This is a genomic window from Paenibacillus sp. WG02 (genome assembly GCF_055396115.1).
The window spans coordinates 1,820,926-1,846,940 of sequence record NZ_AP036016.1; the positions used below are offsets into that span (position 1 = coordinate 1,820,926).

Annotated in this window: 31 protein-coding genes and 2 pseudogenes; 25 read left to right on the forward strand and 8 right to left on the reverse strand. The window is 45.0% G+C overall.

Features of this window, described 5'->3' with window-relative positions; all coding sequences use genetic code 11:
- The first annotated feature begins 28 nt into the window (after nt 1-28).
- From ACBP55_RS08610 to ACBP55_RS08645, 8 genes are read left to right on the forward strand one after another with little or no spacing between them, the layout of a single operon-like run.
- Nucleotides 29-1,918 (forward strand): glycosyltransferase family 4 protein, encoded by a 1,890-nt coding sequence (locus ACBP55_RS08610; RefSeq protein WP_464650900.1) that lies wholly within the window; start codon nt 29-31, stop codon nt 1,916-1,918.
- On the forward strand, nt 1,915-3,009 hold the full coding sequence (gene wecB / locus ACBP55_RS08615; protein WP_464650901.1) for a non-hydrolyzing UDP-N-acetylglucosamine 2-epimerase: 1,095 nt from the start codon (nt 1,915-1,917) through the stop codon (nt 3,007-3,009). Before ACBP55_RS08610 ends, wecB begins: the two co-directional genes overlap by 4 nt.
- Entirely contained in the window at nt 2,999-3,985 is a 987-nt protein-coding gene (locus ACBP55_RS08620; RefSeq protein ID WP_464650902.1) for an SDR family NAD(P)-dependent oxidoreductase, read from the forward strand. The genes wecB and ACBP55_RS08620 overlap by 11 nt, the downstream gene beginning before the upstream one ends.
- Nucleotides 3,982-4,818, forward strand: coding sequence for a dTDP-4-dehydrorhamnose reductase family protein (locus tag ACBP55_RS08625; protein WP_464650903.1), 837 nt, complete (start codon nt 3,982-3,984; stop codon nt 4,816-4,818). Before ACBP55_RS08620 ends, ACBP55_RS08625 begins: the two co-directional genes overlap by 4 nt.
- The gene (locus tag ACBP55_RS08630) at nt 4,815-5,711 is read left to right on the forward strand and encodes an NAD-dependent epimerase/dehydratase family protein (RefSeq protein WP_464650904.1); all 897 of its coding nucleotides are present in this window, start codon (nt 4,815-4,817) and stop codon (nt 5,709-5,711) included. The genes ACBP55_RS08625 and ACBP55_RS08630 overlap by 4 nt, the downstream gene beginning before the upstream one ends.
- Before the next feature lie 10 nt (nt 5,712-5,721).
- Complete coding sequence (locus tag ACBP55_RS08635; RefSeq protein WP_464653265.1) at nt 5,722-6,438, forward strand: glycosyltransferase family 2 protein; 717 nt, start codon at nt 5,722-5,724, stop codon at nt 6,436-6,438.
- A gap of 4 nt (nt 6,439-6,442) precedes the next feature.
- Complete coding sequence (locus ACBP55_RS08640) at nt 6,443-7,180, forward strand: glycosyltransferase family 2 protein (protein ID WP_464650905.1); 738 nt, start codon at nt 6,443-6,445, stop codon at nt 7,178-7,180.
- Between the two features lie 13 nt (nt 7,181-7,193).
- Complete coding sequence (locus ACBP55_RS08645; protein ID WP_464653266.1) at nt 7,194-7,901, forward strand: glycosyltransferase; 708 nt, start codon at nt 7,194-7,196, stop codon at nt 7,899-7,901.
- 87 nt (nt 7,902-7,988) lie between these two features.
- Here ACBP55_RS08645 and ACBP55_RS08650 read toward each other — a convergent pair whose 3' ends face one another.
- Entirely contained in the window at nt 7,989-8,414 is a 426-nt protein-coding gene (locus ACBP55_RS08650; protein WP_464650906.1) for a hypothetical protein, read from the reverse strand.
- A 166-nt stretch (nt 8,415-8,580) separates the two neighbouring features.
- The gene (locus tag ACBP55_RS08655; protein WP_464650907.1) at nt 8,581-9,651 is read right to left on the reverse strand and encodes a glycosyltransferase family 4 protein; all 1,071 of its coding nucleotides are present in this window, start codon (nt 9,649-9,651) and stop codon (nt 8,581-8,583) included.
- Between the two features lie 162 nt (nt 9,652-9,813).
- Between ACBP55_RS08655 and ACBP55_RS08660 the strand changes: the two genes are divergently transcribed.
- From ACBP55_RS08660 to ACBP55_RS08670, 3 genes are read left to right on the forward strand one after another with little or no spacing between them, the layout of a single operon-like run.
- The gene (locus ACBP55_RS08660; RefSeq protein WP_464650908.1) at nt 9,814-11,238 is read left to right on the forward strand and encodes a glycosyltransferase family 4 protein; all 1,425 of its coding nucleotides are present in this window, start codon (nt 9,814-9,816) and stop codon (nt 11,236-11,238) included.
- 25 nt (nt 11,239-11,263) lie between these two features.
- Nucleotides 11,264-11,842, forward strand: a complete 579-nt coding sequence (locus tag ACBP55_RS08665; RefSeq protein WP_464650909.1) for a class I SAM-dependent methyltransferase — start codon at nt 11,264-11,266, stop codon at nt 11,840-11,842.
- A gap of 34 nt (nt 11,843-11,876) precedes the next feature.
- Nucleotides 11,877-12,290: a hypothetical protein gene (locus ACBP55_RS08670; protein WP_464650910.1), complete on the forward strand. Its 414-nt coding sequence runs from the start codon at nt 11,877-11,879 to the stop codon at nt 12,288-12,290.
- A gap of 34 nt (nt 12,291-12,324) precedes the next feature.
- Here ACBP55_RS08670 and ACBP55_RS08675 read toward each other — a convergent pair whose 3' ends face one another.
- The 5 genes from ACBP55_RS08675 to ACBP55_RS08695 form a co-directional block, all read right to left on the reverse strand.
- Entirely contained in the window at nt 12,325-13,551 is a 1,227-nt protein-coding gene (locus tag ACBP55_RS08675; protein ID WP_464650911.1) for a sialidase family protein, read from the reverse strand.
- Nucleotides 13,552-13,570: 19 nt separating this feature from the next.
- Nucleotides 13,571-13,948, reverse strand: a complete 378-nt coding sequence (locus tag ACBP55_RS08680; protein WP_464650912.1) for a hypothetical protein — start codon at nt 13,946-13,948, stop codon at nt 13,571-13,573.
- 21 nt (nt 13,949-13,969) lie between these two features.
- A complete protein-coding gene (locus ACBP55_RS08685) occupies nt 13,970-15,034 on the reverse strand; it encodes a glycosyltransferase family 4 protein (RefSeq protein ID WP_464650913.1) in 1,065 nt (354 codons plus the stop codon).
- A 34-nt stretch (nt 15,035-15,068) separates the two neighbouring features.
- Nucleotides 15,069-15,416 (reverse strand): hypothetical protein, encoded by a 348-nt coding sequence (locus tag ACBP55_RS08690; protein ID WP_464650914.1) that lies wholly within the window; start codon nt 15,414-15,416, stop codon nt 15,069-15,071.
- A gap of 140 nt (nt 15,417-15,556) precedes the next feature.
- A complete protein-coding gene (locus ACBP55_RS08695) occupies nt 15,557-15,964 on the reverse strand; it encodes a hypothetical protein (RefSeq protein ID WP_464650915.1) in 408 nt (135 codons plus the stop codon).
- 197 nt (nt 15,965-16,161) lie between these two features.
- On the opposite strand from ACBP55_RS08695, the gene ACBP55_RS08700 reads away from it, so the two are divergent.
- From ACBP55_RS08700 to ACBP55_RS08735, 8 genes and pseudogenes are all read left to right on the forward strand, one after another.
- The gene (locus tag ACBP55_RS08700; protein WP_464650916.1) at nt 16,162-16,509 is read left to right on the forward strand and encodes a hypothetical protein; all 348 of its coding nucleotides are present in this window, start codon (nt 16,162-16,164) and stop codon (nt 16,507-16,509) included.
- A gap of 201 nt (nt 16,510-16,710) precedes the next feature.
- A complete protein-coding gene (locus ACBP55_RS08705; RefSeq protein WP_464650917.1) occupies nt 16,711-17,505 on the forward strand; it encodes a glycosyltransferase family 2 protein in 795 nt (264 codons plus the stop codon).
- 4 nt (nt 17,506-17,509) lie between these two features.
- The gene (locus ACBP55_RS08710) at nt 17,510-18,292 is read left to right on the forward strand and encodes a glycosyltransferase family 2 protein (RefSeq protein WP_464650918.1); all 783 of its coding nucleotides are present in this window, start codon (nt 17,510-17,512) and stop codon (nt 18,290-18,292) included.
- Nucleotides 18,289-18,606 carry a hypothetical protein gene (locus tag ACBP55_RS08715; RefSeq protein ID WP_464650919.1) on the forward strand — a complete coding sequence of 106 codons (318 nt, stop codon included), beginning with the start codon at nt 18,289-18,291 and terminating at the stop codon, nt 18,604-18,606. The genes ACBP55_RS08710 and ACBP55_RS08715 overlap by 4 nt, the downstream gene beginning before the upstream one ends.
- A 6-nt stretch (nt 18,607-18,612) precedes the next feature.
- A pseudogene (locus tag ACBP55_RS08720) lies at nt 18,613-19,337 on the forward strand (glycosyltransferase family 2 protein).
- Between the two features lie 85 nt (nt 19,338-19,422).
- Complete coding sequence (locus tag ACBP55_RS08725; RefSeq protein ID WP_464650920.1) at nt 19,423-19,713, forward strand: nucleoside-diphosphate sugar epimerase; 291 nt, start codon at nt 19,423-19,425, stop codon at nt 19,711-19,713.
- Between the two features lie 11 nt (nt 19,714-19,724).
- Nucleotides 19,725-20,072 carry a restriction endonuclease subunit S gene (locus ACBP55_RS08730; RefSeq protein WP_464650921.1) on the forward strand — a complete coding sequence of 116 codons (348 nt, stop codon included), beginning with the start codon at nt 19,725-19,727 and terminating at the stop codon, nt 20,070-20,072.
- On the forward strand, nt 20,072-20,359 hold the full coding sequence (locus ACBP55_RS08735) for a hypothetical protein (RefSeq protein WP_029196934.1): 288 nt from the start codon (nt 20,072-20,074) through the stop codon (nt 20,357-20,359). The genes ACBP55_RS08730 and ACBP55_RS08735 overlap by 1 nt, the downstream gene beginning before the upstream one ends.
- Here the strand turns inward: ACBP55_RS08735 and ACBP55_RS08740 are convergent.
- On the reverse strand, nt 20,339-21,328 hold the full coding sequence (locus ACBP55_RS08740; protein WP_464650922.1) for a beta-ketoacyl-ACP synthase 3: 990 nt from the start codon (nt 21,326-21,328) through the stop codon (nt 20,339-20,341). The genes ACBP55_RS08735 and ACBP55_RS08740 overlap by 21 nt on opposite strands.
- Nucleotides 21,329-21,684: 356 nt before the next feature.
- Here ACBP55_RS08740 and ACBP55_RS08745 point away from each other — a divergent pair, with 356 nt between their 5' ends.
- From ACBP55_RS08745 to ACBP55_RS08770, 6 genes and pseudogenes are all read left to right on the forward strand, one after another.
- Nucleotides 21,685-22,122, forward strand: coding sequence for an AraC family ligand binding domain-containing protein (locus ACBP55_RS08745; protein WP_464650923.1), 438 nt, complete (start codon nt 21,685-21,687; stop codon nt 22,120-22,122).
- A 38-nt stretch (nt 22,123-22,160) separates the two neighbouring features.
- The gene (locus tag ACBP55_RS08750) at nt 22,161-22,523 is read left to right on the forward strand and encodes a helix-turn-helix transcriptional regulator (RefSeq protein ID WP_464650924.1); all 363 of its coding nucleotides are present in this window, start codon (nt 22,161-22,163) and stop codon (nt 22,521-22,523) included.
- Nucleotides 22,524-22,630: 107 nt separating this feature from the next.
- The gene (locus ACBP55_RS08755) at nt 22,631-23,461 is read left to right on the forward strand and encodes a sugar phosphate isomerase/epimerase family protein (RefSeq protein WP_464650925.1); all 831 of its coding nucleotides are present in this window, start codon (nt 22,631-22,633) and stop codon (nt 23,459-23,461) included.
- A gap of 34 nt (nt 23,462-23,495) precedes the next feature.
- A pseudogene (locus tag ACBP55_RS08760) lies at nt 23,496-23,791 on the forward strand (Gfo/Idh/MocA family protein); the annotation flags it as partial.
- 84 nt (nt 23,792-23,875) lie between these two features.
- A complete protein-coding gene (locus tag ACBP55_RS08765; protein WP_464653267.1) occupies nt 23,876-24,676 on the forward strand; it encodes a Gfo/Idh/MocA family protein in 801 nt (266 codons plus the stop codon).
- Nucleotides 24,677-25,048: 372 nt separating this feature from the next.
- Nucleotides 25,049-25,831: a squalene/phytoene synthase family protein gene (locus ACBP55_RS08770; protein ID WP_464650926.1), complete on the forward strand. Its 783-nt coding sequence runs from the start codon at nt 25,049-25,051 to the stop codon at nt 25,829-25,831.
- The last annotated feature ends 184 nt before the right edge of the window (nt 25,832-26,015 follow it).

Sequence of the window (26,015 nt, forward strand, 5' to 3'; positions counted from 1 at the left end):
CTGTGTCCCAGAGGCAGGTATGCTACCCATGTCAACTCCACAACAACCAAAAGCTTTGTTGTTTTCCCACATTTGTAATCCGGATCATATTACGGGTGCAGAAAAAATGCTGCTCTTTATGACTTTGGAACTTGGAAGGCACTATGCATGTACGTTAGTGGTACCCAGAGAAGGGCTTTTAGCTGTAGAAGCTAGAAACCATGGCATTCATACGGTCGTCCAATCGTTCCCTCTTTTATATGAGATGTATCATCCTTCAGCAGCTTTACCTCAACTTTTTCAGGAGCTGCTTGTTCATTCAGAACTGCCAGGCTTACTCGATCTTCTATTAATTCATGAGCCGGAAATCGTCTTCACGAATACTTGCGTTAACATTCTACCAGCAGTGGCCGCTAAGAGACTGGGAATTCCTGTCACGTGGGTCATTGCGGAGACGATTCTAATGAATGAATTCACACATTTCAGTGTCGAGCTCATGGATCAATACGCGGACTGGATTGTGGGTATATCGGGCACAACCATGCAGCCTCTTCAGAGCATTATGCGCAGTAACAAAAAGTTCGTCATTCCTCCATCCTGGCATTCAGAGCACTATAACCCCAGTGATTGGCCGATAAGAAGGCAAAGCAAACGTGCAGAAATCGGCATCTATGATGAACGGCCCGTCATCGGCTACATTTCCTCCGATATTTACGCGAATAAAGGACTGGACCATTTCATTCAGATGGGGATAAACATTTGCGAAACGAATCGGATGGCCCACTTTATGATTACAGGCAAACCAGTTGACCCTGTCTATATGGAATCCTGCATACAAATGATCATGATCTCTGGTTATTCATCTCAATTCTCCTTCCTCCCTTTTGACGCCAACATTCAATCTATTTACCCAGCGATGGATATCGTTGTTATTCCTAGTCTTTTGAACGAGGGATTTGGATTAACTGCACTAGAAGGCCACATTTTTGGTAAAGCAGTTGTTGCTTATCGCTCAGGTGGATTGGAAGAAATATTGAATTCAACGGGAAATGAAGCCTTGCTGGCTCATAAAGGAGATGTTCAAGATCTCACAAGTAAGATTCAGTATTTATTATCGGATCACCAAAACCGCCAGAACATAGGGAATAGAAACAGCCAAGCGATTCATCAAGTGTTTGGGATTGAAGCTTATCGAGGACGTTTGGGACGTTTAATTACTCATCTCGGACCTGTCTTGGAAGCGAGGCAGTCTGTTAGGCAGAAGGCTCTCAAGTTTCCTGAGCATTTCCTGCTGAAAGGGGAATCCTCTCATACGGTATTCGTCATAGAGCATGGCCTTAAGCGGCCGATTTCTACGGGGGCAGACTTCAATTTTTATAAATATGATTGGAACCGAGTTGGGACTGTTGGTGATCACCAGCTAGCCATGCATCCGACAGGTACTCCGATTCGTGCCCAAGAGCCTTTTCCGAAGTATGCTCCGGCGATCTATGTAGCGAAAGGACAGGGGCCAACGGTGTACCTCATGCAGCATGGGGTGAGGTATCCTTTTAAGTCAGAAAGCGCACTTCAGCGTTACGGGTATGCCATATCACAGGTCGTCATGCTGCCAGAGAGCGGAATCGCATCTTATACACTTGGACTTCCGATTGGTGGAGACAAGAAAGCTGCGCAAAAGGGTCCTAGTAGACGAAAAAGTAAACCTAAGCTGATCATGAAGAAAAAAACGAAAAAAGCAACAAAGCTAAGAAAAGGTGCAAAGTTGAGAAAGGGCACCCGCAAGTTTGCCAAGGGTGGTTTCAAAGCACGCAAACGGAAAGTAACTCAGGTGAAAAAGTCGATTAGAGGACGTGGGCAGGCTAGACGCCGTGTAAAAAAGGTAACGGCAAGACATCGTCTTAAGCATAAGAGCATCAAGAAGGTAGGCGGAAAAAGATGAAAATCGCGACTGTTTTGGGGACTCGCCCTGAAATTATCCGGCTGAGTCTCATTATTCAGAAACTGGATGAGCTGGCGGAGCAACATGTGCTCATTCACACAGGACAGAATTTCACTTCTACGCTTAGCGACGTGTTTTTCGAGGAGCTGGGGCTGCGCCAACCCGATTATATGCTGCAGAATCAGCAGCGTACATTAGGAGGGCAGCTCTCGGTCCTTTTCGCAGAGCTAGAACGGATATTTACACTTGAACGCCCGGATAAAGTACTTGTTCTGGGTGACACGAACAGTGCACTCAGCAGCATCCTTGCTGAGCGCATGGGTATTCCCGTGATTCACATGGAAGCGGGTAACCGCTGTTTCGATCTCGGTGTGCCGGAAGAGAAAAACCGCAAAGTGATCGATGCCATTTCTAGCATTAATATGCCATACACCCGTTACAGCCGAGATAATCTGCTCAGGGAAGGCGTACCGAGTCATCGCATTATCGTCACAGGGAATCCGATTTATGAAGTGCTTACGCATTATGAGACACGCATTGAACAAAGTGTCATTCTGGAAAAGCTTGATCTGAAAGGTGAACCCTACTTTCTAGTTACGACGCATCGTGCTGAAAATGTGGATCATCCTGAACGACTTCAACAAATTCTTAAAGGACTTAATCTGGTTGCTGAAACCTTTGGACATAAAGTCATTTGCAGCATTCATCCCCGTACCAAATCACGACTCGAGAAGGATGGCTTGGTCGCGATGCATCCACTCGTTCAATTTCATGAGCCATTTGGATTTTTCGACTTTGTGCATCTGGAGAAGCATGCTTTCTGCGTCTTGACAGACAGCGGCACCGTACAAGAGGAATGCTGCATTTTCCATGTGCCGACGGTGACCATCCGAACAACAACAGAACGGCCTGAAACTGTCGATTGCGGAAGCAATGTGGTTTCCGGTCTCCGAGCTGAGCAAATATTGAACGCGGTTAAAGTGATGGTCCGTTTTCCAGCAGGGTGGCATTGCCCGGATGGCTATTTGGATACAAATGTTTCTCAAAAAGTCGTTCAATATTTATTAGGAGGTAAAGAAAATGTTTGCTAACGCGACAATCTTAGTGACCGGCGGGACGGGGTCCTGGGGTTATGAGCTTATAGAACAGCTGCTTCGGGAAAATCCCAAGAAGATTATTGTATTCTCTCGTAATGAATCGACACAGGTAGCGATGAAGCGGACGTTTGAGGATACCCGACTGAGCTTTTGCATCGGAGATGTCAGAGATAAAGCAGCTTTGATGAAAGCTTGCGAAAAAGTGGATTACCTGTTTCACTTAGCGGCACTCAAGCATGTGCCCGTTTGTGAGGATCAGCCTTATGAAGCATTGAAAACGAATGTGATCGGTACACAAAACGTGATTGAAGCGGCCATTGAGAATAAAGTCAAAAGAGTAATCAATATATCCACTGATAAAGCAGCTAATCCCTCCAACTTCTATGGGATGACCAAAGCCATCGGTGAAAAATTGATCGTCTATGCCAATTTAATGAGTGATTATACGAAGTTCGTTTGTGTAAGAGGCGGGAATGTATTAGGCACAAATGGCAGTGTTATCCACCTGTTCATGAAACAAATTCGTGAGAAAAATCAAATTGGCATCACGGATAAAGAAATGACCCGTTTCTTTCTTACGAAAGAAGAAGCCATTGCCCTGCTGCTGCGAGGAGCGAAGGAAGGAAAAGGCGGCGAAATATTCGTCATGACGATGCCTACTTGCAAAATTATGGATCTCGCTGAGGTCTTAATGGAGGAGATGGGCAAAAAGAACGTGGAAGTCATCGAGCTTGGCGTTCGACCTGGCGAAAAAATTCATGAAATATTGCTTTCCGAATTCGAAAGCCATTATACCGTAACGTACGATAAACAATATTTGGCCATATTGCCGACCATAGATATTCCAGGCCTGCGTGATTACTATGCCAATTATCCGAAGGTACCATTTGAAAGCTTTAGCTCGGAGGGTCCTTTAATGAGCAAGGCTGAGATTAAATCGCTGCTCATTCGAGGGGGGTTCTTGCTATGAAACGGAAGCTGCTCATCCTCGGCGGACAGGGGATGCTAGGAAGTATGCTCGTAGACTATTTCCGTTCATGCAGTGACTATCATGTCTACTATACGACTAGGGATAAAGGGAATCCTGAGGGACTTTATGTCGATGCTGAAGATCCAGTTCTGCTCGATAAAGTCATCGAGTCCGTGTCTCCGCATATCGCAATTAATTGTATGGGGATCCTGAATCAATTCGCGCAAGAGAATCCTCAGCGGGCTTATTGGGTCAACGGATTAGTTCCTCATCGCATCCGGGAAGCGATGGATAAAGCAGGCGGGAAACTAATACACATCAGTACGGATTGCGTATTCTCAGGTGAAAAGGGAGGACATACGGAGGAGGATGAACCGGATGGCTCTTCTGTTTACGCCAAATCTAAGGCTTTAGGTGAAGTAACGTCCCAGCCCCATTTGACCATTCGCACCTCAATTATAGGACCAGAAATTAGAACCCAGGGCATTGGCTTAATGCACTGGTTTTTCCAGCAGCATGGGGAGATCAGCGGATATAGCCAGGCTTTCTGGAACGGAGTGACAACGTTAGAGCTTGCTCATTGCATCCGCCATGTCATCGAGAAGGAACCTGTCTCGGGTCTCCTCCACATCACAGCGCCAGAGCCGATCAGCAAGTATGAGCTGCTTAAATTATTTCAGCTCGTTTTTCAGAAGGACGATGTCACGATTCACAACAACGACACGGTTAAGCTGAACCGTACACTGAAGCAAAGCCGAACAGATTTCCACTATGAGGTTCCCGTTTATGAGGATATGCTCCATGAATTGAAGAACCGAATGTGTTCCTATTGAAAACTATTCTGATCACAGGCGCGAGCGGCTTTACCGGGCAGCATGCCTGCCGGCATTTTGTGCAAAAAGGACTTCAGGTTGCGGCGATTTCGAGATCTCAGCAATCCTCCGGAAGCTCCATACAGTCATGGGCATGTGACTTAACGAAACATGAACAAGTGAAAGAACTTGTTGCTCAGTTGAAGCCAGACTATGTGCTGCATCTTGCAGGCCGAAATGCAGTGGCTGAGTCATGGCGGGAGCCGATCACTTATCTGGTGACCAATATGATGTCTACCTTATATTTGCTGGACGCGCTGCGCTGTGTGCCTGAGTGCCGCACGGTAGTTGTTGGCTCCATGCTCACTTATGTCCCGTCCCCTACACAGAAACCCCCGCATCCTTATAGTATGAGCAAGTCGTTTCAAACTTGGGGTGCGCTGGATTGGGCGCATCTTTTTGAGCAGCAGGTCATGGTTGCGAGACCTTCGAACTTAATTGGCCCAGGTCCGTCGAATGGCATATGCGGGCTGCTCGCACGCAGGACCGTGCAGATGGAGAACGCTAAGAACTCGGCACCCTTTCACCTTTCTTCCCTAGTGGAGGAACGTGATTACTTGGATGTTCGAGATGCTGTGCTCGCCTACGACTGCTTATTGGAGTACGGGGCATCCGGTATGACCTATCCAATTGCTTCGGGAGTTAATCGAACTCTCGGACAAATCGCAGATGCGCTGCGGCAGCATGCCCTTATAGAGGTGCCCATCGTCGCAGGGCAGATAGGCGAGTATACGCCTCCAACTCCAATTGATGCGACACTAACCCGCCAATTGGGATGGGGCCCGACGATCCCTTTAGAGGATTCCTTGCGGGATGCCTTGACTTATTTTCGTCAGGAAGCAGCTAATGAATAGAGGTGAAAACATGTATCCGAAAGTATCGATCGTGATCCCTTTTTATAATGACCCCTATATCGAACATTCGATTGTGAGTGCGCTTAGCCAGACGTATTCCAATATCGAGATTATCGTGGTAGATGACGGATCTACGATGCACCAGGATAAGATTCGTCCGTTCTTGACAAGGGTCCATTACCTAGGAAAAGCGAATGGCGGAACGGCTAGTGCACTGAATTACGGGATCCGTATGGCAACAGGACACTACATTGCCTGGCTAAGTTCGGATGACATGTTTTATCCCGATAAAATCGAAACGCAACTCCAATTTATGTTAAGCCGACACGCCGCTATCAGCTTCACGTCTTTCGATGAAATTGATGCTTACAACCATATAACAGGACGGCATGTTGGCCCCAATTTTGCCACGTACCCGGCGTTCGTTCATTCCTTTACCAGCTGTTGTCCCATAAATGGGTGTACCGTGATGATCAATAAAGAGTTATTTTCTCATATCGGTCTATTTGATGAAGGGCTGCCGTATACGCACGATTATGATTTATGGGTTCGGATTCTCCTGGGAAGGGTCCCGATTCATTATTTGGCGTCTCCATTAACGATGTACAGGTGGCATCGAGAGATGGGGACCAAGAAACATTGGTCGGCTATCCTTAATGAAATAGGGCATATTCAAGCAAAATACAACGCTAGGCTGCTGCAATATGTCCATGAGATAGGAGGTTAGAGCCTTGAAAGAGGAAGAGCTTGTAGGGCCTAAAGTATCGATCGTTATTCCGTTTTACAATTGTTCATATATCGATCAGGCGATTGCCAGTGCGTTAGCTCAAACCTATCCCAATATTGAGATTATCGTTGTCGATGACGGATCCACGATCCATGCCGACAAAATTGACCCCTTTCTAGATCGTGTCTATTACCTCGGTAAAGCGAATGGCGGGACAGCAAGTGCACTGAATTACGGCATACGAAAAGCTACCGGCAAGTATGTGGTCTGGCTCAGCTCTGACGATTTATTTTATCCGAATAAAATAGAGAAGCAGCTTGCGTTTATGGAAAAGAATCAAGCATGGATCAGCTATACGTCCTTTGATGAAATCGACGAGCACCATCGGTTTCTTAACTTATCTGCCGGGATGAGATTCCGGAATTATCGTGATTTCATCACGTGTTGGCTTAAGCACGATCCAATTAATGGCTGTACGGTCATGATCCAGAAAGGGTTGTTTGACCGAGTCGGTTACTTCGATGAGACGCTGCCCTATACGCATGATTATGACTTATGGATTCGATTTATTTTGAACGGCGTACCCATTCATTTCCTGGATGAATCTCTCACCAAGTACCGCTGGCATGAAGCAATGGGGACCAAGAAGCACTGGCCAGAAATAGAAATGGAAATAGCTGCTATCCAGAAGAGATACAGGTCGCAGCTTCTGGCGCTTATTGCTCAGATGGAGGAGGTGTGAAGCTTTGTTACCTGTGGTTAGCGTGATCATACCCTTCTATAACTGTCCTTTTGTCGATCAAGCCATTCAAAGTGTGCTCCATCAAACGTATGGACACATAGAAATTGTCCTGGTCGATGACGGCTCGACTCTGCACGTGGATAAGGTTGCTCCCTACATGGATCGTATTTGTTATCTTGGCAAAGCAAACGGTGGAACCGCAAGTGCACTTAATCATGGAATTCGCCATGCTACTGGAACGTATATAGCGTGGCTGAGTTCAGATGATCTGTTTCATCCCGATAAGATTGCAAGGCAGCTAGCCTTTATGCTGGCTCGTGATGCCTGGGTTAGCTTCACAAATTACGATTTGATCGACGCTAACAGTACGACAACAGAGAGATATGCAGGCCCATGTTTTTCTACAGTTTGGGAGTTTTATCAAGCTTTTTTCGCCAGTGTTCCCGTTCATGGCTGTACGGTTATGGCGAAGAAAGAAATGTTCAATCAAATGGGATATTTTAATGAGGGCTTGCTGTATACACAGGATTACGAAATGTGGATGCGGGTCGTATTGTCTGGCTTTGATTTCTATTACCTGCACGATTCACTTACGCTTTTTCGCTGGCATGGGGGAAATGGAACGATCCGGCATCAAAGCCGAATGGCAGAGGAAGTTCAGTATATACGTACGACTTATAATCCCATGCTGCAGCATTGGATTGAAAAGCAGCGCAATTAAGACTAAAAAGGATGAGGGCATGATGCTCTCATCCTTTCTGGTTGTAGAGGAAATTATGATTTTTAGGTCTCAAGAGAGATGTTCTCATTAAGCATAAGAAGCAGCATTAAAGCTTTCCGGGCCTACACGAACAGTTCCAAGTGCGCTGGCACTAACAAACATGGTGTAAATTAGAAAAGATGTAGGAGGAACATTAAAATCGGAGCCTGTAAAAACAACGCTTTGTGGTTCGGCGAAGGCTAAGTTGAGAGCCTCGGATACGCCAAAGACCTGTGGATCTGTAGGTAGAGTTCCTCTCACAACGGAAATATTAATCGTAGTAGCTACCGGAATAAGCGGTAATTGGAACGTCGCAATTCCAGAGAATTGTGTACGAATTAGGCTGGTAGCTATACCCGTTTCTAAGCCTACTTGTCCAACCAAGACAGGTGTATTAATAACAAGGATGGGAATAGCAATAGAGTTGTTAAAGCTTGCATTCTGTGATGTTCTTGCATCAAGAAAAATGGTCATTCTGTTAAAACCTCCTTTTAGTTGATATATAGTAAGATATGTTCAAGCAGCGTTTACTGCTTGGACATAAGTCTCTCATTAAAGCGACCAATTCTCTGTAAAAACGAGAGAATTGGTCGCTTATTTAGTAGAAAGGATAAGTCTGATAGACTTCGATTTCTTTGTCCTAACTTGACAAGGAACGAACCATACTCAAAAAGTTGTCGCAATAGCTCTCTGGACTGAAATGGGTTCTGACGTGCTGCTCGGCTTGTAAACAGATGGCAGATCTGAGATCCAAATTATCCATCAGTTCTACAATTTGATCTACAGCTTCACGGATATGACCAGCCGTGTAATATTTCCCCGTTTGATTGTGTAAGATCGAGCTCCTTACACCATCAGAATCCGTCGTTAGGACGGGACAGCGGCAGCTCATGGCCTCTAAGACCGAATAAGGAGCTCCTTCTACTTTAGAAGTGGAACATAAAAAGCCGCCCGAATCGCCGATTAGGGAAAAGTAGTCTGGCATTTTGTCATGGGGGATATTTTTCAGATTCAAAATACGGTCAGTCAGGTTCAGTTGTTTCTTTAATTGTTCAAATTTAGCTCTTTCTGCAGATTCAGATAAAAGGGGATCTTCGAACATCCATATTCGCAGTTTAGGAACGTATAGACGAATAAGCTCATCACAGATATATAGAAACTCGCTCCAGTTTTTATTATCTTCGATCCGTCCGACCCATGCGGCAACCGGAGAAGACGGTGGGAGCCCCGGACGATAGTAAAAGGCTTCCATATCCATACAGTTATTGAAATTAAACTGAGGAACTTGTGGGGAATATTCGCTAAATAACTGCTTGATGTGCGGGGTGTTCGGATTAAGCAATGCGTCCGTATAGGTAAGTATATTGTGGTTGGCTTCCGTTAGCGTGGCTCGCGCTTGAGCGAAGGAGCCAAGTCCTTGCACTTCATAGATGAGCTTTCCGCGAAAACCCATAATCCGAAACTTCGCCAAGAATCGATAAGCAGAAGTCACGACAATGACGTCATAGCTGCCTCTGTCCAGGATTTGCTTGATTTCGATATCGTTGCTCGTCACGAAGACCTGTGTGTCATGACAGTTCTGTAAACCAGACCCGCCATTTAAATACAAGCAGTGGCACGTATGTCCGAGCTTCTGTAGAGCGTTTGAACGCAGGCGATTCAACGTTTCCACACCACCGCTAGGAATATAGAACGCGAATAGGATGTTCATCTTCATTTACCTCACTTTTACAGTTTGGTGTATATCTTACATGGTATGAAAGAAGGAGGCTGAACGTTTGGACATCATCATATTTTTCATGACGAGTCATTCACACAGGCTAACTCGACAAGAGGGAATATACTAACGTAAAGATAGAAATGAGGGAATCGAATGAGAATATTGCTTGCAACGTACTGGCAGCTGCCCTTTGTAGGCGGTGTGTCGGCTTACACGGAGCAGCTTAAGCAAAAGCTCGAATCGTTGGGGCACGAGGTCGATGTCATGGGCAATGGGATTGACCGCTACCATATCATCCATAACTATCGTGCGATTCTTAAAGAGAAGATCATGCCCATGTTAAGGGCTAAATTAAACCCAAACGCCGTACCGCTGCTACACCAGAATGAATATATTCTTCATGCCGAATTTGATCGTTATTGTTTGGAACTATCGGCAGCTTATTTGGGTTTGCATAAGTACGACGTTATTCATGCGCAGGATATCTTGTCATCGCGCGCACTGAGTCGGGTTAAACCGAAGACGACCCCGCTAGTCACCAGTATTCATGGTTGTGCAGCTAGAGAAGTGCTGCTTGATCTATCCACTCATACACCCAGAGAAACCGTACTGAATTCGGTGATTTGGAAGTACTATTCTTCCATGGAATCATTCGGTGTGCGAGCAAGCGATATCACAGTAACCTCTTCCCATTGGTTGAAGCATGTATTAGTCAAAGAATTTTCTGCACCATCCGAGAAAATCTCCGTTTTTCCATACGGTATGGATATTCCTGGCTTCCTTCAAAAGATGGCGCAAGGAACACCCGTTGATCGTCCCGCTGGGAAAAAGGTCATCATTTGTACATGCCGTCTTGAGCATATCAAAGGTGTGCATCTATTGCTTCATGCCTTAGCCAAAGTCAAAACATTGCAAGAGGATTGGGTTTGTTGGATTGTAGGGGATGGACTGCAAAGTTGGATGCTGCAGCAGTTAACCAGAGACCTTGGGATCGAGCAGCACGTTCAATTTCTGGGACGCAGAAATGATGTTCCTTCTCTACTCCGGCAATCTGATATTTTTGTATTAGCCAGCCTTCAGGAGAATCAGCCTTTCTCTGTAATGGAGGCAGAAGTTGCAGGCTTGCCTGTTATTGTATCGGATGCAGCGGGGCTTCCAGAAATGGTCGACCATGGCCATGTAGGCATAACGTTTCCGAGTGGAAATAGCGATGCCTTAGCGCATCAACTGATTACTTTATTGAATAACGAAACTTACCGCTTGAAATTAGGGGAAAGTGCCCAGCAATGGGGATTGGGACGTTGGTCCATGGATAAGATGGTGGAACGAATGCTTCGCACGTATGAGTTTGCCCGAAAGAGCTATCCTCCTAAGCATACAGCCTCTCATGATCTTCCAGTAGGAGCAGAGCGCGAACCGATTGAGATTAGGGGTGATTTGTATAATCGCTTGTTTGAAAAGCAATCCTCTAATCCAGATGTTCGTGTTGATTACTTTACGTGGAATCGATTATATAACTCTCTTCCAGCCGGTTACGTATTACCGGATTTAGGTTTCTTGGCATCTTTGCACGAATAAGTTAATTGAACGGAGTGTTTAACGGATGATAAAAGAAACAAATAATAAAGACTTGTACGCGTTGATGAAAGAATTAATTGATCAGCAGGGCTACAGCCTCCTTGATGTGGGCTGCGGGCTTTGTTTGAATTTGGACAAATTTGAATGTCCGGTCATTATAGGGATTGATGTTCACCGCCCTTATTTGACGAATCGCGCGAATCTCTCCGCACACATTATTCCGATGCATATGGATGCCAGAGATATGAGTTTATACTTTTTGCCAAAATCACTTTCCGTCGTATTATTTAATGATACTTTGGAGCATTTCAATAAAAATGAAGCCTTGTATATGTTGAAGCGGGCAGAGCAAATTGCCAGCCATAAGGTTATTGTTTTCACCCCCAGAGGCTTTTTTCCCCAAGACGATTACGACCATTTTCAATTGAAAGGTGAGATGTATCAAGCGCATCGCAGCGGTTGGGAACCGGAGGAGTTTGAGAATCTGGGTTATGATGTGCTTGTCTTAAAAGATTTCCATGATGCGCGCAACAGCTCGTTTCGCGCTTCTTTTGGAGAAAACCATCCCCCCGTCGATGCACTGCTGGCCTGGAAAAATGTTTAGTACGTAAGTGAGGGTGAAAGGATGTGTGAATGACATGTTTCAGATAGTTGACTTCGGGAGAAGCGTTCCCTATTCATTTTCTAATTCAATTTCGTTGGCCATTCATGCTTCTCCAAGCTTATTAACCCTTGGGCAATTTGGTTTGCAGGTACAGCAAAATGGACAGGTACTCCTTAATGCCACAGTAGGTACGCAAACCACCTTAGGTGCACCAGACGTGTTATACAGCATCATTCGCGGTAACATTTTGGTTTTTACCATAAGTGGAAGCTCCTTGCAACAAAATCAATTTAACGAGGTGTCCTTCAGTTTCGTCGATACGAATGTTCCTCCCGGTTATTTCTCTTACACGCTGGCGGCGGAGATCACCAACGCTGCCATTTCAAATCGGGCCAATGTGATCGGACCCATTGTATTTAGCGGGCTTTCGTTGGCTAACATCGGGTGAAATAAGGAAGAGGCTGCCACATGGGCAGCCTTGTTTATGTTCCGAAGAAAACGTCCAGTTTGTTCGTCGGTGCGACGGTTCCCGTCCAAACAGCTGCCAACGTTTGCGGTTTGATAACGGAAGCCCAATTATAGTCGCCAATGAGGGGTTGACTATCTGGATCGAACGAAACATCCGTGACTCTTCGATTCAGGAAGATGGCGCCGCCGGTGGTCGATTCGGCCACGAATAAATCGAGCAAAGGCGGGTTCAGCCGATTGGTATAATAGATGACAAAAACCTTTCCGGTAAATGGAGAGACCGTTACAAAGGGGAAAAAGTTCTGGGATCCAGCAGGTGCTCCCGTAATACTTAGCGGAGTCGACCACAGCAGGCCGTCTTGCGATATCGAAAAGAATACATCGGAATATCCCTGCCGGTTATCCTGCCAAGTCGCATAGATGTTTCCTCCGAATGGCCCAGCGGATATATCCGTTCCTAAGCTCGCAAGTGTAAGGACACGAAATGTGTAACCAGGCAGTAATTCAGGGACAAGCGACACATCGGCCACTTTCGCAGGAAACTGATTCACATCAGGTTGAAAAGTAAGACCGCCATCTAAAGACCTCCGAATCAAGAAAACGGGATCCGTCGGCCCCGTCTTTATCCACCCTACATACACTTCTCCCGTAAGTCCAATAGCTGTTGATGCTCGATTCTGTAAACCAAACGGAAGGGAGATCCGCCTAGGCTCCTCCCAAGTCAACCCTGTATCCAGTGACCTCTGGAAAAAGATGGCCATATTCCCGTTTCCGAATTCGAAATCATATATAGGAACATAGGTGATATAAGCAAATCCTAAGTGCGGACTAGATGGAGAGCGGTCGACGGCCAAATAAGGAATATCATAATGGACGACAGTCCCATATCCTCTGGCAACGAGAATAGGGGGACTGTAGGTTGCACCGTCGTCCGTTGAGCGATACACAAAGATGCTGCCGTCTTGGATACCGTTAAACGCATGCATACCAACGAGAAATATGTTAGGTAATGTATAATCTATCGTGTCGGCTTCTGCTCCTGCAAATCCTGCAGGTAGAGGCAAAACCCCTGTAGTAAAGGTTGCGCCTCCGTCGATGCTTCGATAGATTCCGATTTGGGTAGAACCTGTAGTCGTGTCGGCAGCGACAACATTAATAATGTTCGGATTCAGAACACTCACGGCAATAGATGGCTCAAAATGGGCACCCGGAAGGCTTGCAGTTATATTGACATTGGCCAAGCGACATAACCCCCATTCTTTAAGTTACGCTGCTTAATTGATCAATCCGGGTCAGTTCAGGTGTCAAGACACGTTGATTTTGAACGAAATTCCCAGCTTGATCGACACCGAAGACGCTGAGAGCCACATTCGTTGCACTAAAATAATCGAGCTGGACTTCATAAGCTATCGCGTTGACCAACGTGTACGTCTTAAAGAACATCTTATTAGGTGTAAGATTGAACAAATCTTGACCTGCAGGTAACCGTATATTGCCTGCAATCACACGAAAAACAATCAGTTCTACGCTAGCTGTAAATTGGGGATTGTCGTTGATGACACCGACGATAACCGATTGGGCAATAGTAGGCCCTGGTGATGTTGTTTGGTTAATGATTAATCCCGTTGTAAAAGCCACGAAGCACCACCTTTTTCCCAATTAGGAAATGCCGAGCTGATTAAGCATCGACACGAAATTGCGGCAGTAAGCATCTGGAGAAAAGTGCGCTTCAATATACTGCCTAGCTTGCGTACGAATGGCATCTCGACCAACTGGATTGATGAAGTAATAGATGCCTTGCTGAATAGCTTCTGTCACGTTTCCTTGTGCGTACATCTTCCCGGTTTCGTGAGGAATTAAGAAACTTCTTACACCATCTGAGTCTGAGCACAGAATGGGACAAAGGCAGCACATCGCTTCCACCATGGCATACCCGAAGCCCTCTGTAACAGAGGTAGAAAGCAGGAAGCCTCCCGAATCCCCGATCATAGAATAGTAATCACGCATTTGTCGGTTAGGAACGTTGGAGTGGCGGACGATATGAGCAGATATCCCTAATTGGCTGAGCGTATTATCGAACTGCTGCTTCTCGTCACCCATCGTCGTATCCTCGAACATCCAAAGCTTAAGATCGGATCGAAAGGTTAGTAATTGCTTGAAAATAATCAGGAGGTCTCGCCAATTCTTATTAGCTTCGATACGACCTACCCATCCGACAACGGGATATGAAAGATTAGGTAGAGATAGATACGAGAATTGAGAGCTGTCAATGCAGTTATTAAAGGAGAAGTGGCGGAAAGTAGGATACAGTTCTTGAAACAACTGAATAAGATGAGGTGTTTGGGGATAGAGAAGAGCATCTGCATAATCCGTGAGAAATGGAATAGCTTCTAACAGCGCATAGCGAGCCGAATAAGTTGAACCTAGTCCTTGTGCTTCAAAGATAATCGGCTTCGCAAAACCCATATGGCGAAGACGAGGGATAAGTTTATAGTTGGAAGTAACGATGATCACATCGAAATTCTCATTCGTAAGCAGGCGACTGATTTGTTTATCTTCCGTCATCACATAGGTATTGGGGTTCTCCAAATTCTGCAATCCCGCACCATATTCCAAGTATAGTAAATGACAATCGATGCCAAATAGGCGCAGAGCTTTGGATCTTTGACGATTGAGAGTCTCCATGCCTCCGCTTGGCGTATAAAAAATAAAGAGCACCTTCATTCGTTTCGCCATCCTCGTTGTTAAATTATGAGTCTTATTCGAATTTTATGAAATCATTTTGTGTGAAAATGGCTATTATGTTCCCATTATTTTTGGCAAAGAGAGTGAGGGCGGTTGTGCTGGTGGTTAATAGGTTCGTAATAAGCAGGAAAGAAAACGGACTAAACTGCGTAAATATATCAGGAATAACGAGTGTAGAGTCCGGATGAGGGTAATGGTTCAAATGGTGCATGGACAAATGGAAAATGCCAAAATCATTGTTCACTTGTATAAGGACATCCATGTCCTGCACGCTCAAATTACGGATTTCCAAGTCACAAGTGTGGATAAATCTAGAATCAATGGGGTAATTAACATTAGAATGAAGCTGAAATATAGACATGTTCCCCCTCATTTCCCATAGTTTCGTTTATTCCTATCCTACGTGAAGAGGCAGATATTCGTACAAGACAGGTATCCATCTTCTATGTAAATTGCTAAAAAAAAGACAGCTGACTCGGCAGCTGTTTTCTAACAAATTCGTTAAACTAAGGAGAGACCACTAAAGGCAATTGGTCCAATTACGTTCGCTGTGTTTGATGAGATGTTGTTGGTGATTTCCACAAAAAGGCTGTACGCAAAATAACCGTTGGACGGGCCGGTATCGGTGTAATTAAATCCGGCTTCATTGAATTTATTGGCTGTAAGATCAGAGGCTAAGACCGTATAGATCACTGTATTTCCACGTACAATTGTATACAAAATATCAGGAGATCCTAGAGTTGCTTGCGTTCCAACAGTTGCATTTAAGACAACTTGACCACCAGAAAAAACAGAAAGTCCGAATTCTGCAATCTTAAAACTAGTTGGAGAAGCCGGAATTGTGATACTGGTAGAGTTTGCGAATTGAGCTGCGTTGCTTTTACCAAAATCTTGAATGGAGAATGTCATTGTTAATCACCCCCTTTGATAGAATAATGTATGCAAAATCTATTAATCTGCTTGGTCTACTCTCATAGTAAAAGAATCTATTTATATGAAATTCAATCAGAATAGCTAATATTTTAAAAATGTGACGTTAAAATGCCCTTACACTTTCACTTCAGATTCATACCCTGATAGCGAGCTTGTAAAAGGAGGGGTTCAGCATGTCCATTTTCCGAATCTACGCGAATGAACATCATGCCATTAATTCAACATACATTCAATCCATCGATTTAACGATACAAAATTTAGGTGCTGAGGAATTTGATATATTAATTGAAGGAAACAATCCGCATGGAAATACCTTCTTGTATCTCTATCATTTGGACAGCGTGTCACACCCTAATTCCATGAGAACGATCCCGGATATGTTTACGAATTACGCACCATTTAGTTTACAGTTAGTGACCAATATTAATCATAGTTCAACCACAGCCCTTACCCTGTTGGCAAAAAATAATGGCCATGTCATAGCGAGGTTTACGCAGTATGATTTTGAGACGATAGAGTAGCCCTATTCACAAAGGTGCCTCCGCTTCATTCGCGATAGAATGAAGCGGAGGCACCTTTGTTTACGCTTTTTGTGACAAGCGTTAGGGTAGGCTGTACAAATGCCTGTTTTCTACTAGTACGGCTTCTGCCCTGTCCCCTTTCTGTTGCAATCATAGAATATATAAGCAGGTATTCCGCCATGGACAGGAGTTGAGAGCGAATTGAGTAACCAGCGTATTCAGCGGAAACGGAAGCAGCCAATCTCCTGCGTCACCTTGCATCATCATCAGCCAAAAGTATCGGTCATCATTCCGGTTTGCAACGAAGCTCGTACCTTGGCCAAAGTCATTCGGGAAGCTTTCCGTGTGCATCCACATACAGAAGTTATTGTCGTTGATAATGGTTCTACGGATGGCAGTAAGGGGGTTGCGACGCGATTAGGGGCTAGGGTTATCTCGTTTAGTCAACGCCTAGGACATGATGTTGGGAGAAGTATAGGTGCGAAGGAAGCTAAAGGGGATATTCTATTATTCCTCGATGCCGATTTTGTTGTATCTGCCAAGGAAGCAATCCCCCTGATCCGAGCTGTACAGCAAGGTGTGGATGTAGCATTAAATAAATATAACGGAATCGTAACGAAAGCAAATGTTCATAGGGTTGTTCTTGCCAAACATGCACTTAATGCGATACTAGGCCGACCAGACTTACATGGAGCCTCTATGACGACGATCCCACATGCAATTAGTCGCAAAGCGCTTGACACCATTGGAGCTGAGAATTTAGCAGTTCCCCCTTTGGCTCAAGCCATAGCTGTACAAAGCGGACTTCATATTAAGGCAGCGCAGCTTATCCAAGTCGGGCTCAGAAATCGCATCAGAAGAAGGGCCAAAGATGTAGATCCTGTAGGTGATCTCATCCTCGGTGATCATTTGGAAGCCATTGGTTGGCTGATCCAAGCCTCAGATGAAAGAGCGAGTATGCATGACAAATTGCGTATTAGAGAAATGATGAGGTGATCACATGAAGCTTCGCATCAAGAAACCAAAACCTCGCCCCCTGCCTGTGGTAGCGAAAAAAAAACGAACCCGGCTTAAGAAGTCCGTGCTCCGATCCGCCCCTAAGCATACGCCTTCTCTAACAAAAACGCAGCTATACTGGAAAAATTGGGGGAAACGAGCGGGTCAACAAGATGCGCTTGCGCACGATATAAGTAAGGAAGGTTATCAAAAGAAAGCGCTCAATAACCTTTGGGTTCACCATGCTAATTCCCAGCTGCTTGCTACCAACGTTCATAACTATGAGGCAGCGTCAAGAGGTTATGTGAAAGGGTACTGTAAAGCTGCTAAATTGCCTGTCCCCAATTGGATGCTCATCCCTACAGCACGTTCCGTTGGCGCGATTGTGAGCGTGATGAATGAAGAGCGTACCATCGTGAAGGTATTGGAGCAGCTGAATCGATTACCATTGGATGAAATCATCATTATCGTGAATGGGTCGAGTGACCGCACCTTAGAGAAAGTAAGAGCACACTCGCATGCTCTCATCGTTCATTACCCGGACCCATTGGGCCATGATGTCGGAAGATCGATAGGTGCGAAAATGTCGAATTCGGATATTTTACTCTTTTTAGATGGTGATTTTGTCGTGCAGGCTGAGAAACTTATTCCTTTTATCTATGATGTCGAACGAGGCTCAGATCTTGCGCTAAATAATATAACACCGTATTTACCTCAATTTTCACACTGGGATTCCGTAACCGTGATGAAGCGGTTCCTTAACGTAACGTTGAAAAGGCGGAATTGAATGCAAACTCGCTTACAGCAGTTCCCCACGCTCTGTCGCGGAATGCGCTGGAGCACATCGGATATTCCGAGTTAATGGTTCCGCCTAAAGCACAGGTAAACGCGATTCTGAGTGGGTTACGGATTACTGCGCCTACAAGTGTCAACGTCGTATCTGTGAACAAAGTCCGAAGTCACAATAAAGGGAAAAACAACCCGGTTGCCCGCTTGATTATTGGTGATCATGTAGAGGCTCTGCAGTTTGCGATGAAGTTGAAAGGTGAGCGAATTGTGTTTCCTGATATCATTAGAAAAAGGGAATTTCTGGAGAGGTGAAGGAGCATGCAGGTTAGTATCATTATTCCAACTTTTAATGGCCTTCCTCTACTTAAAGAGTGTGTAGCTTCAATTCGCAGCCATACGTCTATTCCATTTGAAATTATCGTGGTTGATAATGGTTCACAGGATGGCACATTGGAGTATTGCTATAGAGAGCGGTTGAAGCTGGTTTCAATTCCAGTGAATCGCGGCTTCCCCGCTGCTTGTAACTATGGCCTTCGTATTGCGACTGGCAATGCTTTGATGCTGCTCAATAACGATACCATCGTAACTCCGAACTGGTTGGATAACCTGATGCGCTGTTTATACAGCAGTGAGGACATTGGCATGGTTGGTCCTGTGACGAATTATGCGAGCGGTAAACAGCAGATTCAAGAGCCATTTACGAACATAGCCGACATGGCTGCGAAATATAACAACGTGGATACTTCTTTATGGCAGGAAACTGAACGTCTGGTCGGGATCTGCTTACTTTTCAAAAGAGAAATGTTAGATAAAGTTGGTTTGATGGACGAAAGATTTTCCCGGGTCATTTCGAAGACGATGATTTATGCTACCGGGCTCGGCTTGCGGGATATCGATTGCTCATCACCGGGGATTGCTTCATTTTCCATCATGGCAGTGCAAGCTTTAGCAAAAAGGGTCAAGAGGCTGTACAAGGGCTGCTGCAGCAAAATCGTCAGAAGTTTATAGATAAATGGGGCGTTGACCCCCACAGCTTTATATAAGGTCAGGCGTGAAGCTTATGAAGTCACCGTTCTCTGCATTGCTGCATAACTTAGAGTGAAAAAGTGGAAATGGAGGCGAAAGGGATTGGAACAGCGAGTGACAACGATTATTTCTCACATTGCAGCCTCGCATCGTGAGATGTCTAGAATTCTAGAGACACACAGAAGTGTTTCGTCGCAAATGGCGACAATCGCTAACGATATACCTGACTCGCATCCTAATTTCGAAGGCGTAGGCATGCTGCAGGAGCAAGCCTTACAATTGACTAAGAATATTACGGCTTATTTAAAGAGCTTAGCTAATTTGGAAGAGTCAATCGCGCAGCAAACGGAAATTGTCATGAAAGAAATGAAAGAACCTGATCATGAAGAATAGAGGGATACGCCTTGAATAGAAACGATCTGTATTTGCATATGCTGGATGCCACAGCCAAGCTGCAGCATGAAATAGCTTTGATGTTGGAAGCTAGAGTTGTAGAAGCGGAGAAATCGCGCAACTGGATTTGCCTTCATATTAACTCAGCAAATTTAGATGGACATGAACATCAGATGAAACAATCCGGAGAGATTCATGAGCATGTGATTGAGCTCATCGATAGCTTGACGAAGATGGAGAACTCCTTAAATCGACATATGCAAGCTCTTCTTGGACATAATGAATCGGGAGCAGGAGCGGGGGCAGGCGGTTCGAACGAAATGGGCAACTTATTTTCGTTTGGTGAGGATGATAAGTAATGAAAGCATCGAATCGTGAAAGAATTGAATTGCATATGCTAACCTCGCTGGCTAGAAGCCAGCGAGCCTTATGCCGAATCATGGAGACGATCGCAGATCAAGTAACAGTATCCGAACAGCTTGCTATCCATTTGGCTGAAAATCTGCAGACGATTAGTGAATACCAGCGTTCGATGATTGAGAAAATTACGAAAAAAAGTCCACGTCAACGCCGGTTAGGAACGCCAGGCAAGCCGTGGATTAGTAAAAATGTCGCTCGCGGAACATCATCCCCAGCGCATGATTAATCCCGCGTGAGTAAGCCCCCCGCCAAAACCAAAAAGCAGCAGCGTATCACCGGCCGTGACCTTACCCTCTTGTATGCCAAGATCCAGAGCAAGAGGAATGGAAGCCGCGGATGTATTGCCGTAGTATTCAAGGCTGTACAGTGCTTTTTCGAATGGAATACCGCTCTTTTCACAGATGGATTCAATAATCCGAAGGTTAGCGCTATGAGGAATGAACCAATCGATTGCCGTATGAGGTAAACGGCTTTTGGCAAGCAGCTTCTCGATTCCTTGCGGGACAGTTGTAACGGCATATTTATACACTTCGCGGCCGTTCTGGACGAGCTTGCCTTCACCCGTTAATGGCGTTCCGTTCAATTCAGAGGCAAGTCCGGTTCGGTAAACGTGCTTGCCGCCTGTACCGTCCGATCCAAGATGATGAGCAAGGAAAGCAGGATTCTCTTCTTCTCTTTCAACCATCACGGCTCCGGCGCCATCTCCGAAAAGAATGCAGGTGGAACGGTCCGTATAGTCGGTGATTTTGGACAAGGAATCCCCGCCTACGACGAGAACCTTGCGGTGTACCCCAGCGGCGACAAGCCCGCTTGCTGTATGCAAGGCATAGGCGAACCCGGAGCACGTGGCATTGAGGTCGTAGGCGCCAGTATCTGGGATGCCGAAATGGGCTTGAATCTGGCAGGCGACGGGGGTGGAAGGTAGATCCGGTGTATGGGTAGCGACAATGATTAAGTCAACATCGCTCAGTGATGTCGGGTATCTAGTGAGCATATTTTGTACGGCGGCTATACATAAATGACTTGTGAATTCATTCGCTGCGGCGATTCTACGTTCCCGAATCCCTGTGCGTTGAACGATCCATTCATCATTCGTATCGACCATATCCTGAAGATCCGCGTTGCTTAGTATGCGATTAGGCACGTAGCTGCCGATTGCTGAGATTCTAGCTTGCAATGGGGGAGAGATGGACATCAATGATTCACTCCTTTGGTATCTGATATTAGTACTAGGTACTAAATATAAGTATACTTTATCGGATACTCAGGGGAAAGTCAATGATGTTGATTCACTAAATTGATTGCCTGTTTGCTAATTCCAATATGCTTTGATTAACGTACTGATGTGAAACGGACAGGAAGTTCAATATATATGTTGTATACTATAGAGAACCTTATTTATTATGTTATGAAAGAAATTATTGAGACTAAATATTCAAGAGCAAACAAGGCCTTGTCATCTAACAATAGGGTTAACTAACCGTAGGTGTATAATAAGAAGTGAGCTTGCCATCATTTCATTCAGTATTTCGATGATGCGGGAGGGGTTTTGTGAAAAGGCTATATTTGTTGGAATATGAATATTTGAAGAGCTCTCCTGCAACAAATGGACAATTCCAATCCCACGACAACTATGAGATTTTTTATTTCCATGAAGGAAAGGGAAATTATGTGATCGGTGATAAAATTCATGTGCTTACACCCGGTACCCTCATTGTCATGCATGGCATGACTCTGCATACGCCTAAGAGTTTTGATGGATATCCCTATGTCCGGACGCTGCTTAACTTCGACCCGGGCTATTTTCGCGCAGCTTCAAAGCACGTGTGTTCTGTCAATCCATTGGAGCCTTTTGAGAAGCTGGGTAATCATAAAGTTCAACTCAATGAACAAGATCGGGAAGAATTTGAAGAGCTGCTGCGCAAAATGACCGGCTCTATTCGGCGGTCGATGCCTTCTCAAAGGAACGGTTTCGTATCACCTGTCTAGAAGTCTTGTTTTTCATTTGTCAAGTGATTATGAAACCGGTGGAAGTAGACATAGCGTTACCGTCGGAAAAGGAACAGCATGTGCAGCATGCATTGACTTATATTGAAAATCACTACATGATGGACATTTGTCTGGATCAACTAGAAGGGTATTTGCATATCAATAAATATTATTTAGTCCGTCTCTTTCGTGAAGTTACAGGGATGACGATGTTTCAGTACATATCCAAAAGAAGAATCAATCAAGCCAAAATTTTATTTCTGGTCAAGCCCGGGAAATCGGTCACCGATATTTGTTATTTCACCGGATTTAAGAATCTATCCCATTTCAGTAAAGTGTTCAAGCAATGGGAAGGAAGAACCCCTGATCAATACCGCCGACTGATAAAAAGTCAATTATAGAACAATTGCAGGCCCAAGTTGGTCAATGGGAAAGTATCTGGCTTTCATTATCTCCTGATACAATAAGTTACAACAACGATTTGTAATCGTTTACATATGTCGGAGAGGTGAAAGCTTTGCTTATTTTAACCGGATTTGCCGATGAAATTTCCAGCAAGCTGGAAGAACAGTTGGAAATCCTCACTTCGGAAGGAATTTCTCATCTGGAGCTTAGAGGTGTCTACGGGAAAAACGTACTGGAGTTGAGCGATGACGAATTAAGCCTTCTGAAAGTAACGCTGGAATCGAAGGGAATCAAGGTTTCATCCATTGGATCCCCCATTGGTAAATATCCAGTGCAGGAACCGTTCGGTCCCGAGCTTGAGAGAGTAAAACGTGCTTTATCTATTGCCAAACACCTAGAGGCACCCTACATCCGAATTTTTTCCTACTTTATCCCTGACAATGAAGCGCCGGAAAATTACCGCGATGAAGTGCTGTCTCGTATGAAACAGCTGTCCGAACGGGCAGAGCAGGAACAAATAACGCTTCTGCTGGAAAACGAAAGCGGGGTATACGGCAATACCGATGAACGATGTCTTGACATACTGCAGCATTGCAGTTCATCGAATCTGAGGCTTGCGTTCGATCCTGGTAACTTTGTCATGAATGAGATCATGCCGATGTGTGAAGCTTATCCCCTGTTGTCCTCCTATCTGGAATATGTGCATATAAAAGATGCAGACAGACAAGCCCGGATGTTTGTACCGGCAGGAGAAGGAGACGGTGAATTTACGTCCTTTGTGAAAGCGCTGAAGGAGAGAGGCTTCTCCGGATATTTATCCATTGAGCCACATCTGCACAAAGCATTTCCGGATCACGATGGACCTGAACGGTTCAGGATCGCGGCAAATGCGTTGAAAAGGCTGCTTCAGCAGGAAGGCTTGGCATGGTCTTAATCGTGTCTTACTCAAATGTGGAGGGTGATCGCAAGTGAAGAGTCAGAAGGTAAAGGTCGGACTGATCGGGTTGGGAAATATCGGGAAAACACATATTAAAAATCTCACGACCATGGAGCAAATTGAGCTGGTGGGCGTATGCGACCTTGTACGGGAGAAGGCAGACCGGTTTGCGGCTGAATGTGAAACTACCGCTTATTACAGTCACTCGGAGCTGTTCCAGAACTCGGGCTCGAAGCGGTTATTATCGCAGTTCCCCATTACAGCCATCCTGTGATTGCTATGGATGCGTTCCATCAAGGAATTCATGTGCTTTGTGAGAAGCCGCTAGCCGTCCATGTCAATGACGCCAAGCTTACCATAGCGGCTTATGAAGAAGCGAAGCAGAAGTATCCGGAACTGGTGTTCGGCATAATGTTCCAGGAAAGGACGCTGCCTTTTTACAAAAAAATTAAAGAGATTGTGGACAGCGGCGATTTAGGCCGGTTAACAAGAGCATCATGGATAAATACGGCATGGTTCCGGTCCCAGGCCTATTACGACAGCGGGGATTGGCGTGCGACCTGGGCAGGGGAAGGAGGCGGCATCCTGACGAACCAATGCCCGCATAACCTCGATTTTTATCAATGGGTGTTTGGAGTGCCTGCGAGAATTAGCGGATACGCTCATATCGGAAAGTATCATCAAATTGAGGTTGAAGATGAGGTAACCGCCTATTTTGAGCATGAAAGCGGAATGGTTGGGCATTTTATGGTGACAACGGCTGAATCCCCAGGAGTCAATCGTCTAGAGATTGTCGGTGAGAATGGAAGGCTTTTATTCGAAAAGGATAAGCTTTTGCTATTCCGCAACCGGATTTCTATGCTGCAGCATCTGCAAGAAACGAACCAAGGATTTGGCAATGTGGAATTTGAAGAGATAGAAATTGAAGTAGACAAGGACGTGCCGACAGGGCATAAGGTGGTTACAGAGAAATTTGTCACCAAAGTTCTTACCGGGCAGGGTGAACTTATTGCAGAGGGGACAGAGGGCATTCTATCGGTTACGATTGCTAATGGAATTATGCTTTCTTCCTTCAACAAACAAATGGTGGAGTTTCCCTTCGACTCGGATCAATATGAACGGATTTTGCAGGACTTGATCGCGTCCTCGAAGTTCCGAAAAGCGGCGGCCCAAGTCATCGAAGCGGGCATTTCACAGTCCTTTTCCAAATAGCGGCGTCTAGGATCCAACTACGTGCTGCTGCGTACCATTCGGCGCAGCAGCTATAGGTCTGGAAGGTTTTGAAAGCGCTTAAAACAAGGAGGAAAGAACAAATGGACAAAGTATTGAAGAAGACAACCGTAGTCATTGCAATAGTTAATATTACAACCCAATGAATTGTTAAGTAGACCCCCTTAAAATATAAACTTAGACCTTCAGCCCGTTGCTGTGGGTCTCTTTTTGCTATTAAACTAAAAGGTGGCTTAATATATTTGGATTGACAATATCAACCTATGTTATTATGATATCAAGCTATGAATAAGTTACAAGCTAAGCTATTACTTGGAGGGAAAATCTATTAATAACGTCGTCCTGAATGATGCTATGACCATGTTGAAGAAAACGAGCCGTACTTTTTATATACCGATAAGTTGCTTGGATTTAGGATTGAGGGAGGCTGTAACATCTGCCTATCTGTGTATGCGAGCTATAGATGAAATCGAGGATCATGATGAACTCACAGACCAATTGAAAGTGGAATTATTACTCGGAATACACGAAGCATTCCAATCCCCGCATATTATAGAAGCAACACAAAAATTACTATCACCATATGGGGCAGTATTACCGGCAGTTACAATGCAACTCGATGAGTGGGCGTTTCTTTGTCCATCCTCCGGAGCCCCAATCGTATATCATTACATCGCAAAGATGTCGTTGCAAATGGCCGACTGGGTTCAGAAAGGGTGGAACATCCATACGGAAGAGGATTTGGACCACTATACCTATAGCGTGGCTGGTATGGTTGGAGAAATGCTATCAGAACTATGGTTGTGGCATGACGGGACGCAATCCGATCTAACGAAGGCGATTGCCTTCGGAAGAGGGCTGCAGGCGGTAAATATCCTCCGAAATAGAGCGGAGGATCTTAAACGTGGTGTTGACTTCTTTCCTGACGGTTGGGGATTCAAGGAGATGCAACAGTACACACGTCGCAATTTACAACTCGCCGACTCTTATATCGCAGACCTGAAGGAAGGTCCAGCATTGAAATTTTGCAAGATACCATTAGCGCTAGCTCATGCTACGGTAAACCTCATCGCTATTGGTGGAAACAAATTAACGAGAGATGCGGTTCTAAAAATTGTGAGTCGTGTGACTGGATAACATGATTATCCATATGTAGACGTAAATAAGAAGTAAGCCGGTATTTGCGAGTACCGGCTTTTTTTTGTTATGTTGAACTGACGTGCAGATTTGCTTAGTGAATGAAATCTAATTTATGGTAAAATAAATCGGCGTAGTTTTTGTAAAAAAAAACTCGAAGTGACTACAAATGCTCGATGTAATA

Excerpts from the sequence above, each read along its gene's own strand:
- ACBP55_RS08690 (WP_464650914.1), bottom strand. The coding sequence starts at position 15,416 with ATGTCTATATTTCAGCTTCATTCTAATGTTAATTACCCCATTGATTCT.
- ACBP55_RS08735 (WP_029196934.1), top strand. The coding sequence starts at position 20,072 with ATGAAAGCATCGAATCGTGAAAGAATTGAATTGCATATGCTAACCTCG.
- ACBP55_RS08665 (WP_464650909.1), top strand. The coding sequence starts at position 11,264 with ATGATAAAAGAAACAAATAATAAAGACTTGTACGCGTTGATGAAAGAA.
- ACBP55_RS08695 (WP_464650915.1), bottom strand. The coding sequence starts at position 15,964 with ATGACATTCTCCATTCAAGATTTTGGTAAAAGCAACGCAGCTCAATTC.
- ACBP55_RS08670 (WP_464650910.1), top strand. The coding sequence starts at position 11,877 with ATGTTTCAGATAGTTGACTTCGGGAGAAGCGTTCCCTATTCATTTTCT.
- ACBP55_RS08620 (WP_464650902.1), top strand. The coding sequence starts at position 2,999 with ATGTTTGCTAACGCGACAATCTTAGTGACCGGCGGGACGGGGTCCTGG.
- ACBP55_RS08710 (WP_464650918.1), top strand. The coding sequence starts at position 17,510 with ATGAAGCTTCGCATCAAGAAACCAAAACCTCGCCCCCTGCCTGTGGTA.
- ACBP55_RS08610 (WP_464650900.1), top strand. The coding sequence starts at position 29 with ATGTCAACTCCACAACAACCAAAAGCTTTGTTGTTTTCCCACATTTGT.
- ACBP55_RS08660 (WP_464650908.1), top strand. The coding sequence starts at position 9,814 with ATGAGAATATTGCTTGCAACGTACTGGCAGCTGCCCTTTGTAGGCGGT.
- ACBP55_RS08685 (WP_464650913.1), bottom strand. The coding sequence starts at position 15,034 with ATGAAGGTGCTCTTTATTTTTTATACGCCAAGCGGAGGCATGGAGACT.
- ACBP55_RS08635 (WP_464653265.1), top strand. The coding sequence starts at position 5,722 with ATGTATCCGAAAGTATCGATCGTGATCCCTTTTTATAATGACCCCTAT.
- wecB (WP_464650901.1), top strand. The coding sequence starts at position 1,915 with ATGAAAATCGCGACTGTTTTGGGGACTCGCCCTGAAATTATCCGGCTG.
- ACBP55_RS08765 (WP_464653267.1), top strand. The coding sequence starts at position 23,876 with ATGTTCCAGGAAAGGACGCTGCCTTTTTACAAAAAAATTAAAGAGATT.
- ACBP55_RS08625 (WP_464650903.1), top strand. The coding sequence starts at position 3,982 with ATGAAACGGAAGCTGCTCATCCTCGGCGGACAGGGGATGCTAGGAAGT.
- ACBP55_RS08700 (WP_464650916.1), top strand. The coding sequence starts at position 16,162 with ATGTCCATTTTCCGAATCTACGCGAATGAACATCATGCCATTAATTCA.
- ACBP55_RS08770 (WP_464650926.1), top strand. The coding sequence starts at position 25,049 with ATGACCATGTTGAAGAAAACGAGCCGTACTTTTTATATACCGATAAGT.
- ACBP55_RS08740 (WP_464650922.1), bottom strand. The coding sequence starts at position 21,328 with ATGTCCATCTCTCCCCCATTGCAAGCTAGAATCTCAGCAATCGGCAGC.
- ACBP55_RS08650 (WP_464650906.1), bottom strand. The coding sequence starts at position 8,414 with ATGACCATTTTTCTTGATGCAAGAACATCACAGAATGCAAGCTTTAAC.
- ACBP55_RS08655 (WP_464650907.1), bottom strand. The coding sequence starts at position 9,651 with ATGAACATCCTATTCGCGTTCTATATTCCTAGCGGTGGTGTGGAAACG.